Genomic DNA, 14,078 nt, shown 5'->3' with positions numbered 1-14,078 from the left:
GAATACTGAATACTGAATACTGAATACTGAATACTGAGACTGGAAACTGAAAACAAAAAAAAGAGGCATGCAATGCACACCTCTTTTCCTTAAACCAAATTATATAGTAAGCCTATTTAAGCCATCTAGGGTCTCCAATATTGTTATCTTTTAATGTCTGATTTCCAACTGTAAAATCACCTTCTGCAGCGTTTGCAAGTACAGGATCTAATGTTGTATAACTACCTGAATTATCAAATTTTATTGGAGTTGCTGCTGTAGCAAAAAGAGCTCCTGAATTGAAGTAATTATTATTTACAAACGTCGGAGCGACTGTGGCTGCTTGATTTGCATAGATTGCTGCTGTTTGTACAAACAATGTATTACGAATAGTTGATGCATTGCTAACAAAACGTATATATAAAATTCTATTTGAAGCTGTCATAGACTTATTGTAAATCGTACAGCCATCAATTAATATATTGGTTGTTAAACCTGTCGCTGTTAATCCAGCTGCATTATCTATACGGATAAAATCACGCCCTGATGCACAGTTATTAAACGTACTATTTTTTAACGTGATTTGACCAATATGAGCAATTCTAAAATCAATAAAATCACCATTAGCTGTCAATACATTTGATATAATTGAGTTCTCTACTATTGCAGAAGTAACTTTTGTATTTGCAAGACTTGAATAAATTAATGCCTTTGCAAAATCATGAATAACACATCCACTTATTAAAAGCGGTCCATAACTAACATTTGCTTCATTATACTTAACAACATCTGAAAGTATTTTATCTCCATTTAAATCTAAATCTATTAAACTTAGCATTGAAGATCCATTATTAAGATTGAAATTAACATGCAGCAATGGTTTTTTAAAACTGTACAAACCTCTAATTGTGATTGGCTTATTTATTGCTATTGTACCTTTAAAAACAGTATAATCTCCTGGCATCAATACTAATACTGCTCCGGGTGCTGCATCGGCTATTTTAACACTTAAATCATCTTCTGGTTTTACCAAGATTCCTGTTCCTATATCAATTCCTGTTGTAAAAGTAAAATATCCTCTTTTTTTAGAACCATTAAACAATTCTGCTGTATATAGTGTTTCTCCTTTTAATCCTTCAACGACTGCTATCCCTTTTGCCTTTTCATCCGCAGTGATATCGTGCTTAATCGCCCCTGGGTTAACAATAATTTGCGTTACGTTACTATTAGCCCCCCATCTCAAGGTTACTTTATTTGCTTCTACATCACCATCTTGAGTTGCTAAGAAAATTTGCTCCGATAATGTTGTTACTTTTCCAATTGTCCATTTAGAGTCTTCTAACCCCGTTTTGCTTATAGCTTTTAATCGTACAGAGTAAACAGTTTCTCCTTCTAATTGTACTCGAATAGGCAATTCCGTTGGACTAACTTTAACTGTTTTATAAATAGTCTTAAAGTCTGGATCATCTGCACTGAATTCTACAACATAATGATCTGCACTTTCGTTTACTGTCCAATTTAACTCAACTGCAGTTTGATTTCTAACTGTTGCGCTAATTCCTATAGGAGAGAATTCTCTGGTTGCCCCTATTCCATCAAGTAATCCTTCATTGTAACTTTCACAACTAGAAATTGCTAACGCAAGTAACAAAGTGGCTATTAATCCTTTTAGTATATATTTTAATTTCATAAACATAAATAATTTATACCCCATTGGGCCTAATTAATAAAAAATACGTTGTTTTATTTATCTTAATAAGAATTCAGCAACTATAAATTCTCGCAAAGGCGCAAAGGCGCTTAATTTTAGCTTTATGTTTTTTATGGCTTTGCGAGAAAATCTAAAATTAAAATGATAAAACGTTTAATTATTCTCCAGTTATTTAATTACTATTTTAATAGCCATAATCATTGAACAACTTGCTATTACTTCCATCAATAATCATTTGCCATATTGGCCAAAATTGTCTTGTATTTGGATCGATTCCTACTTTATAAATAGAATTTATCTTGCTATCTGTAAGTACATTCCATGCAAAAGAGGTGTAATCTGCTCCTGGATTTACGTTTTCTCCACGATTTAATCCATAAATATCTAAACTAACATTATCTGCTTTATATTTATAATACAAGGTGGTAGGTACATCGGCATACTCTTGTGTACGTTTTTGCAAATCGAACATTTTTTGCTTGGCTTCATCTAATTTTACTTTAAGTAAGTTCCAACGAATAAGTGCTTGTTTGCGTTCCATTTCTCCTGTAAATTCATATTTATTCTCATCTACAATAGCATTAAACATTGCTGTTTTACCACCTAAATTATTTACATAATTATCTACTTTCTGAGCATGATCTGCGGCTGCAAAAGCTCTTCTGCGCACCTCTTTTAAATATGGAGCTGCTGCTGCTGGACCTTCTAATTCATTTGCCGCTTCAGCAGCAATTAAAAGTACTTCGGCATAGCGCATGTAAATTTTATTTACACCATCATCATTAGTCGAAGTAACCAAACGTTTCATCCATTCGTAGCGGTACTTCCCAAAACACCATTTATTTAATGCTGCTAATTCTTGTTTAGCAATCCCATTTACTGGCTTACCATATATGTAAGGAACACAAGTAACATCTCTTCGGGTATCTGATTTATCGTAATCATAAAAAATAAAAGGAAGTGGTCCCGCAGTACCTCCGCGGTTAGCTCCGTTTTTATGAAACTGATCGCTATCTGTGTGTTTAACAGCAAAGCTATACAGCATTCTTCCTCTACCATCTGAAAAAGGAATTTCCCAAAGCGACTCTCCTCCTGCAGCAATATTCTCTTCGTTGTATTTTCTCCAGAAAGTTTCAAATGAAGGTTCTAAATTCGCTTTTCCGCTCAGGATTACCGAACGTGATTCATCTAATGCTAGTTTATACATTTTGTCAACTGAAAGCTCTGCATCATTACTTCTGCGCACACCATCTGGATATTGCTGGAATCCGCTAGCAACCAATGCCAAACGAGCACGCAATCCTTTTACAAAAGCCTTATTAATTCGTTCAACACTACTAGTCGCTGGGCTTTCATTTGGCCATGGCACTAACGTAGCTGCTTCTCCCAAATCCTGAATAATCTGCTTGTAAATTACATCACGATTTGATTTTGCTAAATATATCGTCTCGCTATTTACAGGCTCAAAACGAGCTGGTATATCTCCATGTGCCTTAACTAAATCAGCGTAATAAACAGCGCGCAATGTTAAAGCCTCTCCTAATAAATATCCGAATTCAGTTCCTGGCTTTGGATCAGCATATTTACGAATTCCGCGTATGCACATATTAGCACGTTCAATTCCAGTGTACATTGATGTCCATGGATTACCTCCTCCTCCATCTGTTAATGCAACATTCATTTGTCCGTTATTAGGTTTAGCATCGTAAGTACTTAAACCCGGTTTGTCATCTGACGTTGACTCCGAAGCATTATACCATTCAACATCTGTATTAAATCCATAAAAAGGAAGAAAACGACCTCTATGTCCATTAGTATCAGCAAACGGTATTTTAATTCCATCTACAGCACTTTTGGTTAATCCTTCATTAGAAAAAACTTCTGCTTCTTCTAATGTCGATTTTCCAGGAGCATCCAAACCTTCTTCTGAAAATTCCTGACAAGCACTAAAAAGACTTGCTAAAATCAATCCTGCTATTATTATTTTATGTTTCATTTTTTGATAGGTGTTAAATTAAAAATTAAGGTTTAAACCAAAAACCAATTGTCTGCTACGCGGATATGCTGAATAATCTACACCCGGAGTTAGTGGTGTTTTTCTTCTTGTTGAAACCTCTGGATCTGGTCCTGAATAGTTTGTAAGCAGAAAAACATTAGTAGCAGTAAGGTAAAATCTTAATTTTGAAACTCCCAATGCTGAAATAAGTGAACTTGGAGATGTATATCCTAATGTAAGTGTATTAAGTCTTAAAAATGAACCATCTTCAACTGCCCAATCATTAAAAACATAACGATTCATATATGGTGACCACATAGTTGTGTTAGCATTAAGTGCTGCTAATTCAGTCGGATCAGTTACTAATTGTCCTGTAGAAGGATTTAAATTTGTCCATCTGGCTCCATCAGCCATATCTGTACTTAAATTTCTATATTGCCCGTTTGGTGTAGAAGTTGTAAACTCAACTTTATTTGCATTATAAACATCATTACCTACACTATAGTTAAATGAAGCCGAAAGATCAAAACCATAGGCATTACCATTGATTACAAAACCTCCACTGAATTTTGGATTTGAATCACCAATTATTGCACGATCTGCTACTGTAACAACTCCATCTCCATTTAAATCCTTTAGTTTCATAGTTCCCGGCTGTACCGTTCCTACAATTCCTGAACTATTAGTAATTCCTGCTTTTAAAGTATATTTTGTTCCATCATAATCAAAATCAGATACCTCATAACGGCCATCATTCTTAAAACCATACATCGTACCTATTGGCTGTCCAACTTTTACTAAATAATCTCCATCTATAGCTGAATTCCATGTACTCGATGGATTAAAACTATCCATTACTCCAAGTGAATTTATACGATTTTTGTTTACACCGATATTAAAAGAGAAATTTAAACCGTAATCTTTTTTTTGTATGGCTGTAACATTTAATGTAGCCTCAAAACCTGTATTTTGAGTCTCTCCCATATTTCTGTATTGACTTGCATAACCTGATCCCGGTATAAGGAAGTTTATTAAAAGATCTTGTGTTACATTTTTATAAACTTCAAAAGAACCATTTATGCGACTCTTAAAAAAGTCAAAATCTAGTCCTAAATTTTGTGTTACTGTAGTTTCCCACTTTAAGTCTGGATTAGTTAATATATTAGGTGCTGCCCAATAACTATCTGAACCATTTATCCAAGATGATGTGGTTGATTCTAAACTTTGTACTGTTTGTCCTGTTGGAATATTATTATTTCCAGCTTCTCCATAACTCAATCTAAGTTTAAGTGAGTTTACCCAAGATACTTCTTTCAAGAAGCTTTCTTCTGATATCTTCCAAGCTACTGCCGCCGCTGGGAAATATCCCCATTTATTTCCTTTTGCAAACTTACTTGATCCATCAGCACGGTACGTTGCCGTAAAAAGGTAACGGTCTTTATAATCATAATTTATACGTCCAAAAAATGAAAGTAATTTATCATCTGCAAAATAATAATTATCTACTGAGAAAGGTTTAGCCTGTGATGTTAGTTTTTTTGCTTGCTCAAAATCAAAAAACTTTGGAAAACCTTGCAATACAGTATTCACATCATTTCTTTGATAATTTATCGACTCTTCTCCTACTAGTATTTTTAAATTATGATTTTCTCCTAATGATTTTTTAAAATCATAATTAAGCGTATTTGCATTTCTAAAACGAACATCTTTGCGATCTGTCATTGTAAGTGCAGGCATTCCTTGCAAAGTGGCTGCAGGCTTGTTTGCAACATAATACGTTGATCGTCCGTAGAAACGATTATCTAAATAGTTATAATTATCTAATCCTAAATCTGTTTTAAACACCAATTTGTCTGTTAACTTCCATGAAAAGCTCCCTAACATATTGAAGTTTTTTCTAAGCTGTTCGCGATCATTATCCGCTACAGCTACAAAAGGATTTACAAGATATCCTGACACCGCTTCATCTGTATCATCTGTGGTTAAACCTGGCATTGGAAGTGGCGAATACCCCACAGCGTGTTTTAATCTGGAATCATTTGACGAAACTTCATTTTGCTCATTAGCTCCTCCTCCGTTTATTTCTGTATTAGAATAACGCATCGTAAAGGCTAGGTCAATTTTGTCACTCGCTTTACTTTTTAATGCAAGTGATAAATTATCTCTTTTAAAATCTGAACCTAACATTATCGCTTTTTCATCATAGTGCGCATAATTAAAATTGAAATTTATTTTATCCGAACCACCGCGTATTCCTAAATCACGACTCTGTACTTCTCCTGTACGTCCATAAATTTGTTTTTGCCAATTATCTCCTTTTACCCCTTTATAAATATCATAATCTTGCCATGATCCAAAATATTTTTCATACGAATCGGCATTGCCTTTTGCAAGCAAAGCATATTCATATTGCCACTTTACGAAATCTTCTGGCTCTAGAACATCTATTTCATTAGCCATCTTTTTCATACCGTAGAACATATTTACATTCACTGCTATTTTTCCTTCTTTACCTCCTTTAGTAGTTATAATAATAACCCCATTTGCTCCTCTTGATCCATATATAGCTGTAGATGAAGCGTCTTTTAAAGTTGTAATAGTTTCAATATCTGATGAAGAAACATCATTCATACTATTAACTGGAAATCCATCTACTATTATTAATGGTGAACTATCCTGAGTTAATGACCCACCACCACGAATTCTAATTTTAATTTCTGAATCTGGTGAGCCTTCTGAAGATATTACCTGAACCCCAGCTATACGTCCTGTCAGAGCTTCGGCAACGTTGGCAATAGGTGTTTTTCTCACATCATTACCTGATAAAGTAGAAACTGCACCTGTTAAATCCCCTTTTTTAACTGTACCATATCCTACAACAACAACTTCATTTAATGCATTAGCATCTTCATTTAATACAATCTCTATTTTATTTTTTCCTGCAACAGAAGCTTCTTTGGTTTTAAACCCAATAAACGAAAAAGTCAATATTGCTTTTGGGTTGGTAAGTTTTATTTTAAAATGTCCGTCAAAGTCAGTAGAAACACCATTTTTTGTCCCTTTTTCTAATACATTTACACCCGGTAGGGTTAACCCCGCTGCGTCTTTTACGGTACCTTCTACTGTGACATTCTGAGCAGATATTTGATTGCTCATGAAAATTATCAGAAAAAAGGTCCAGACAAAATAACTTCTTGTACCTTTTTTTAATAAATGGTTATTGTTCATAAATTTGGTTTTAATAGTTAAGGTTTGTTAAGGTTTTTATTTTATGCTTTTCATTTTAGTACCATTGATATAGGTATTATTAAATTTTAAATTCTTTACATGTTTAAGCGAATATGGAGCTCCAACTTTTTCGATTATAACATTGGTTAGTGTTATATTTTCTATAGGAGATTCTTCATATCCATCAGCTAAGATTCCAAATTTCCCTCCGTTTTTCACTTTAATATTTTCTAGATTTATGTTTCTTATTGCTGGAATAAAATTCCCAACCTGACTACCGTAGATATCGTAAAACATAGTTATTCTTAAAACTGATTCTGCGACAGTTCCAACTTCAATATTCCTCACATAAACATTTTCAGTAAGTCCGCCTCTTTTCGAATTGGTTTTGATTCGAATAGCTCTATCAAGATTTGGGCTATCCATAATGCAATTTTCTACAAAAACATTGCTTACACCCGCAGATATTTCACTTCCCATTACAACTCCTCCATGACCATCGATCATTTTGCAGTTTTGTACAATAATGTTTTTACTCGGAATCCCAACTCTTCTTCCATCACCATCACGTCCCGATTTTATTGCAATACAATCATCTCCGGTATTAAAAGTGCAATTTCTAATAATTACATTTTGAGAATATTCTGGATCACAACCATCATTATTAGGACCGTGACTTATAATAGTTACTCCATCAACAATTACATCTCTTGATTTCATTGGGTGAATAACCCACGAAGGCACATCGATGATTTTTACATCTTTTACTAAAACGGTATTACATTCAAAGAACTCTAAGAAATTTGGACGTATATAATGTCCTTCTCCAAAAATTCTTTCAGATACTGGTGTTCCTATTTCTCCCATTTCGACCAAAGTCGGACGATTAAGCGGGTCGTTTTGACTAGGCATTCCTTTTTCCCATCCGTATCCTTTACCTGCCCATGTCCACCAATTTTTAATACTAGACTGCCCATTAAGCGTTCCTTTTCCAGTAACTGCAACATTTGTCTTATTGTATGCGTATATAAAAGGAGAATAATTCATCATTTCTGTACCTTCAAACGAAGTATGAACTATCGGATAATCTTTAGGATTTGTGCTAAATAAAATCTCTGCATTATCCTCTAAAAATAAATTCACATTGCTATCTAAATGTATCGCTCCTGTAAGGTATTTTCCGTTTGGAACTACTACTTTCCCGCCACCACTTGCTACACAAGCTTCAATGGCTTTTTTAAACGCCTGTGTATTATCAGTAACTCCGTCGGCTACTGCGCCATATTCATTTATGTTAAAATTTTTATCAGGAAACTTTGTAGTAGGAATTTTTTTAATTATTTCTTCCATTTCCTTCCAAGGATTTTTTTGAGCTTGTAATTTTGAAGAAGTCAGACACGATAAAAATAAAGCTGTAATTACTATATAAATATATTTAGTATTCGCTAGTACTGATTTGTTTATAAGCATTGTGGTATGTTTTTTAAAATTCATTTTGAAATAATTAAACATTTAAATGTAATCGATTACACGAAAATATATAATTACTTTGAATGCGCCAAATATATTTAGATAAAAATTATATATTTAATTTTTAATCACAAAAAAAATTATATTTAGTGTAAAAAAACTAACAATTTATTGTTATAACATCCATTTACTAACAGTTGCCAAAGAAATAAAGTAATCGATAACAACAACAAGTTGTTTATGATAAAAAATTCTTATTTTTGTAACGCATTAATAAATAAACTACTACAGCATGAGCGAGAAAATAACTATCTACGATATTGCAAAAAGATTAAATATCACAGCTGCTACAGTATCTAGAGCGTTAAATAATAATCCGAAGATAAAAGAAAGCACACGTAAGTTAGTAATAGAAACTGCGGCTGCTATGAACTATAAGCAAAACAGACTTGCATTAGCTCTTCAAAGTGGAAGAAGCAATAATATAGGTGTTATAGTTCCTCGTATTGATAGTAACTTTTTTGCTTCGGTGATTAGAGGTATTGAAGAAGAACTGCATCCGCATGGTTTTCAGGTTATTATTTGTCAAACTCATGAAGATCCAAAAAGAGAAAACGAAAATCTACATACTTTGCTTGATGCTCAAGTAGATGGTATTTTAATGTCGGTTACAGATGTTAGCAACGAAAATGATGCTGCTTTTAGAAATATCGTCAATAATAACGTTCCATTAATATTTTTTGATAGAAAAAAAGACATCAGTGGAGTAAGTTCTGTAACTATTGATGACTTTAAAGGTGGATACGAAACTACCAAACATTTGATTAATCAAGGATGCAAAAGCATTGCTCATTTTTCTGGTGATCAATCGCTGGAAATTTTCAAAAATAGGTTTCTTGGTTACAAACAAGCTCTGTTAGACAGTGGATTAACATTTGATGAAAAATATGTTATTCAATCCAAAAGTAGTGTTGATGCAGGTAAAGAAGCTTTAAATATTTTAATGCAATACGATACGCCTCCAGATGCTATATTTTCTTCGAGTGATTTTGCAGCCTTGGGTGCTATTCAGGAATTGAAAGCTAGAGAAATTAATATTCCTGCCGATTTTTGTGTTGCTGGATTTAGTAACGAACCGTTTACTAAATTCATGGAACTATCTATTACTTCTGTTGATCAATCTCCACTGGAAATGGGAAAAATGTCGGCTCGTGTTTTCTTAGAACAAATGGAGAAAACGGATAAAATAATGATAGAAAAAAAGGTAGTCCTGAAGCCTGAATTACACATTCGTAAATCATCTGCAAGAACTACCTCTTAGGTTTTTTACTGTTAAGTTATTTTCTTTTCACCATTAAGATATTAAGAAAAATTAAGGTTTGTCTTTACTCGTTTACTGCCACAGATTAAAAGAATTAAAAGGATTTTATAGCAATCCCGAAGCTCCTTTTACAGTTAATTCTTTAATCTGAAAGCTTTGCGTCCTTTGCGGATAAACAAATAGAATATAGTCAACTTTTATCTTAAAGCGAAACCCCTCTTTTCCAAGGGATAAAATCGTTTTGATTTAAAATTGCTGCTTTGGTTTTTATTTTTCCGCTAGCAACATTTATTATAAACTCCAGCATTTCATCACCCATTTCTTCGATAGTTTTTTCTCCTGTGATGATTCCACCAGTGTCAATATCGATAATATCCGACATTTTTGCGGCCAACTCAGAGTTCGATGAAATTTTTACAACGGGTGCAATTGGATTTCCTGTTGGAGTTCCTAAACCTGTTGTAAATAAAACCATATTAGCTCCAGAACCGACCATTGCCGTAGTACATTCTACGTCATTTCCCGGTGTACAAAGCAAATTTAATCCCGGTTTAGTGATATATTCTCCATAATCTGAAACACCTACTATTGGTGATGTTCCTCCTTTTTTTGCAGCTCCTGCCGATTTCATAGCATCAGTAATTAAACCATCTTTGATATTTCCTGGAGACGGATTCATATCAAATCCTGAGCCTGCATCTACAACCGTTTTTTCATACCATTTCATCAATTCTAAGAAACGTTTTCCGCTCTCATCCTCCACACAACGATTTACCAGCTCCTGCTCTACTCCACATAATTCGGGAAATTCTGAAAGAATTGTAGTTCCACCTAAAGCAGCCAATAAATCTGAAGTTATACCAAGTGTTGGGTTAGCCGAAATCCCTGAGAATCCATCCGATCCACCACATTCTAAACCTATTGTTAATTTAGATAATGGAGCAGGTGTTCTTTGTAATTCATTCGCTTTTTTAATAGCTTCAAATGTATCTTTTACAACACTACTTAGCATTGCTTCGATAGTTCCTATTTGTTGCTGATCGTAAATTAAAACAGGCTTTTTACTATTTGGGTTTATTTCGTCTAGCGCATCTTTAAAGATTTGTATTTGAAGATTCTGGCAACCTAAACTCAATACCGTTGCTCCTGCTACATTTGGATTATTTACATAACCTGCCAACAATTTTGCCAAACTATGCGAATCCTGACGAATTCCTCCGCAACCACCTTGATGCGTGATAAATTTTACTTCGATATTATTGAATAAATTAGAATCATTAGAAGCTGCTTCATTACTAGCGCCACCGCTTTCTGATTTTACCAAAGAACGAAGTAGTAACTGATAATCATTCTCTTTGGGTTTCATTAACTCCTTTTCAAAAATATCTTTTAATATTTCGATATTTCTGTTTTCACAAAAAACTAATGGAAAAAACAACCAAACATTTTCAGTTCCTACCTGCCCATCTTCTCTATGATATCCATCAAAAGTTCTGTCTTTCCATTTATCAATATTAGGAACAGTCCAACCTATCGATTCTGTTTTTTCAAAAACTTTAGCGCTTTCATGTTTTACATTACTGGTAGTAAGCACATCGCCTTTTACAATAATTTGACTTGCTCTACCTACCAAAACACCGTACATAATAATTTTTTCGTCTGATGCAAAATCAGACAAAGCAATTTTATGCTTCGATTTAGTATCTGAAACTACCGTAATAGTTTCTCCCTCAAACTGAATAGTTTCTCCTGCAACTAGATTTACTAAGGCTACAGCTACATTATCAGTAGGATTAACTTTTATTAATTTTTTTTGCATCGTAAAAATGTATGAGGTTATTATTTTAATTTCTTTGCGTAATTGACAAAACCTTGCTCAATTCCATTCAGTTCAATTTCTGATAAGGCAATTGCAATCGCATCTTGTAATGATTTAACCGATGTTAAATCTTCATCCCAAAAGTTTTTATTTTGCAATACCTGAGTTGCTATTTCATAATAATTATCAGATTTCCAAATCTCAGCAAAAAAACTAACTATATCTTCACTATCATTAACTGGTAAAGTTTGGTTTTGCCAAGTGCCCTTATAAAAACGAATCAAACAAGCAAAGGCAAACGTTAAATGAATTGGAAGCTTGTTCTGAATTGCAACATATTCGACTAAACTTGGCAAAACACGAACTTTAAATTTCGAAATAGAGTTCAATGCAATACTAGATAATAAATGCTTGATAAATGGGTTTCTAAAACGATCCAAGACTTCATCAGAAAAGCTTATTAGTTCGTCCTTATCCATATTTAATGTTTCGTTTATTTCATCAAAAACAGCTTTATTCACAAACTCTCCTGTAAATGAATTATCTACTGTTTCTTTTACTGTTTCATTTCCATAAAGGAGAGAGAACGGTACCATTGCGGTATGTGCGCCATTAAGAATTCTAACTTTACGAGTTCTATAAGGTTGCATATCAGCTACAATCTTTACATCCAAATCGGTTTTCTCAAATGGAAGCTTTGTTTTTAATTTATCATCTCCTTCAATAACCCATAAAAAGAATGTTTCAGCACTTACAATCAAATTATCCGAATAATCCAACTGACTGTTATATTCTTCGATTTGATCTTTTGGATATCCCGGAACAATGCGGTCAACCAATGTATTATGAAAAGTACAATGGTTTAAAAGCCATAATGTAAAATCAACTTCGAGACTCCAATCGGCACAATATTTTAATATAATTTCCTTTAAAGTATCTGAGTTGTAATTAATTAATTCACAAGGAATAATTGTTAATCCTTTGGATTTATCTCCATTAAAATGCTTGAATCTTTCGTATAAAAGCACCGTTAATTTTGCTGGAAAAGAAACTGGCGGTTGCATTGTTGGTTTATCACTAGCAACATATTCAATACCAGCTTCGGTAGTATTCGAAATGATAAAAGCCAATTCTTCTTCTTTGGCTAAAGCCAAAAACTCCTTAAAAGAAGCATAAGGATCTATTGCTTTAACAATATTGGTAATTAATTCTTTTTCTTGAATTTCTTCTCCTTTTTTTATTCCTTTCATGAATAATGTGTACAAACCATCTTGGTCATTAATCATATTTACCAAGCCTTTATCGATAGGTTGTACAACAGCAATTCCTGCATTAAAATTGGCATCCTGATTTAGTTTCTGAAAAGCAAATTCTACAAATGCTCTCAAAAAATTTCCTTCGCCAAATTGAACAATTTTTATTGGAAGTTTATCGGATAACCCTATATTTTCTCTATTTAGTTTTTTCATTATTAATAACTTAAAGTGTTGTAATTCTGTATTGTTATCCTAAAATATTCCCAAAACATGTTAGGTATTATACTATTTATTATCATACCTACAAGGTTGAAAAAAACCTTGCAGAATTCGATTTTATCTCAGTTGTAAAAGAAACATTATACTTGATGTCAACAAAACTTGTTGTGAGGACTGGCAGGTTTTATTCTGCAAGAATAATGCTCTATTACAACTTAAAAATCAAAAAAACATTTAAAAACAATCTTTAGGAATAGCTATTCCGTATTTTATTTTCTAATTTTTTTTATAATCTCAAGAACTTCGCTGACTTTGTTTTTTAAACCTTCAAAATCATTATTATCTAAGATTTCTTTTGAGATTAATTGCGAACCAATTCCTACGCAAGTTGCCCCTGCATTAAGCCAAGATGACAAACTTTCTTCGGTTGGAAAAACGCCTCCTGTAGGCATAATACTCGTCCAGGGAGAAGGTCCTTTTATTCCTTTTATAAATTCTGGTCCATAAATGTCTGCAGGAAATAATTTTACTATTTCGCAGCCTAATTCTTCGGCTTTGGCAATCTCTGTAAGCGTACCACAACCAGGTGACCATAATACTTTACGGCGATTACAAGCTATTGCAATATCTTCTCTGAGTACAGGAGTTACAATAAAATTAGCCCCCAATTGCATGTATAATGAAGCTGCTGCAGCATCGGTTACTGATCCTACACCCAGAATCATTCCGGGTAATTCGGCTAAAGCATATTTATTTAAAGCACCAAATACTTCAAAAGCAAAATCGCCTCGGCTCGTAAATTCCATTAATCTAGAACCACCATCATAACACGCTTTTAATACTTTTTTGCTTATCTCTATATCTGAATGAAAAAATAGCGGAATCATACCGTTTTCTTTCATGGTCATAGCCACTTCTATTCTTGAATATTTTGCCATTTTTAAATTATTTAACCCGTTTGGTATAATTATTTTTAACACATAGAATCATAGTTTACAAAGTCTAAAAAGACGTTTCACTCAAAATAAATCACATAGTGCTATGTGAAAAAATTATAATTTTCTAGAGCCTCTTAAATT

The 14,078-nt window shown here is 33.4% G+C and carries 8 protein-coding genes; 1 reads left to right on the top strand and 7 read right to left on the bottom strand.

What is annotated here, in order from left to right:
* Nucleotides 1-112: 112 nt before the first annotated feature.
* The 4 genes from OIU80_RS12720 to OIU80_RS12705 all read right to left on the bottom strand — a co-directional run bounded on the left by OIU80_RS12720 (nucleotide 113) and on the right by OIU80_RS12705 (nucleotide 8,408).
* A complete protein-coding gene (locus OIU80_RS12720) occupies nucleotides 113-1,669 on the bottom strand; it encodes a DUF5123 domain-containing protein (protein WP_264287384.1) in 1,557 nt (518 codons plus the stop codon).
* A 205-nt stretch (nucleotides 1,670-1,874) separates the two neighbouring features.
* A complete protein-coding gene (locus OIU80_RS12715) occupies nucleotides 1,875-3,686 on the bottom strand; it encodes a RagB/SusD family nutrient uptake outer membrane protein (protein WP_264287383.1) in 1,812 nt (603 codons plus the stop codon).
* Nucleotides 3,687-3,704: 18 nt separating this feature from the next.
* Entirely contained in the window at nucleotides 3,705-6,914 is a 3,210-nt protein-coding gene (locus tag OIU80_RS12710; protein WP_264287382.1) for a SusC/RagA family TonB-linked outer membrane protein, read from the bottom strand.
* Nucleotides 6,915-6,950: 36 nt separating this feature from the next.
* Nucleotides 6,951-8,408, bottom strand: a complete 1,458-nt coding sequence (locus tag OIU80_RS12705) for a glycoside hydrolase family 28 protein (RefSeq protein ID WP_264287381.1) — start codon at nucleotides 8,406-8,408, stop codon at nucleotides 6,951-6,953.
* A gap of 268 nt (nucleotides 8,409-8,676) precedes the next feature.
* On the opposite strand from OIU80_RS12705, the gene OIU80_RS12700 reads away from it, so the two are divergent.
* Nucleotides 8,677-9,705 (top strand): LacI family DNA-binding transcriptional regulator, encoded by a 1,029-nt coding sequence (locus OIU80_RS12700; protein ID WP_264287380.1) that lies wholly within the window; start codon nucleotides 8,677-8,679, stop codon nucleotides 9,703-9,705.
* A 202-nt stretch (nucleotides 9,706-9,907) separates the two neighbouring features.
* On the opposite strand, the gene OIU80_RS12695 is transcribed toward OIU80_RS12700, so the two are convergent.
* From OIU80_RS12695 to OIU80_RS12685, 3 genes are all read right to left on the bottom strand, one after another.
* Nucleotides 9,908-11,524: a UxaA family hydrolase gene (locus OIU80_RS12695; RefSeq protein ID WP_264287379.1), complete on the bottom strand. Its 1,617-nt coding sequence runs from the start codon at nucleotides 11,522-11,524 to the stop codon at nucleotides 9,908-9,910.
* A 20-nt stretch (nucleotides 11,525-11,544) separates the two neighbouring features.
* Entirely contained in the window at nucleotides 11,545-12,993 is a 1,449-nt protein-coding gene (locus OIU80_RS12690) for a tagaturonate reductase (protein ID WP_264287378.1), read from the bottom strand.
* A gap of 275 nt (nucleotides 12,994-13,268) precedes the next feature.
* The gene (locus tag OIU80_RS12685; protein WP_264287377.1) at nucleotides 13,269-13,937 is read right to left on the bottom strand and encodes a bifunctional 4-hydroxy-2-oxoglutarate aldolase/2-dehydro-3-deoxy-phosphogluconate aldolase; all 669 of its coding nucleotides are present in this window, start codon (nucleotides 13,935-13,937) and stop codon (nucleotides 13,269-13,271) included.
* Nucleotides 13,938-14,078 lie beyond the last annotated feature (141 nt).

The organism is Flavobacterium frigoritolerans (assembly GCF_025847275.1).
Lineage (GTDB): Bacteria > Bacteroidota > Bacteroidia > Flavobacteriales > Flavobacteriaceae > Flavobacterium > Flavobacterium frigoritolerans.
The sequence above is the reverse complement of the archived record's forward strand: the minus strand, read 5'-3'. Positions and strand labels throughout refer to the sequence as shown.

Excerpts from the sequence above, each read along its gene's own strand:
- OIU80_RS12705 (WP_264287381.1), bottom strand. The coding sequence starts at position 8,408 with ATGAATTTTAAAAAACATACCACAATGCTTATAAACAAATCAGTACTA.
- OIU80_RS12690 (WP_264287378.1), bottom strand. The coding sequence starts at position 12,993 with ATGAAAAAACTAAATAGAGAAAATATAGGGTTATCCGATAAACTTCCA.
- OIU80_RS12695 (WP_264287379.1), bottom strand. The coding sequence starts at position 11,524 with ATGCAAAAAAAATTAATAAAAGTTAATCCTACTGATAATGTAGCTGTA.
- OIU80_RS12685 (WP_264287377.1), bottom strand. The coding sequence starts at position 13,937 with ATGGCAAAATATTCAAGAATAGAAGTGGCTATGACCATGAAAGAAAAC.
- OIU80_RS12700 (WP_264287380.1), top strand. The coding sequence starts at position 8,677 with ATGAGCGAGAAAATAACTATCTACGATATTGCAAAAAGATTAAATATC.
- OIU80_RS12710 (WP_264287382.1), bottom strand. The coding sequence starts at position 6,914 with ATGAACAATAACCATTTATTAAAAAAAGGTACAAGAAGTTATTTTGTC.
- OIU80_RS12715 (WP_264287383.1), bottom strand. The coding sequence starts at position 3,686 with ATGAAACATAAAATAATAATAGCAGGATTGATTTTAGCAAGTCTTTTT.
- OIU80_RS12720 (WP_264287384.1), bottom strand. The coding sequence starts at position 1,669 with ATGAAATTAAAATATATACTAAAAGGATTAATAGCCACTTTGTTACTT.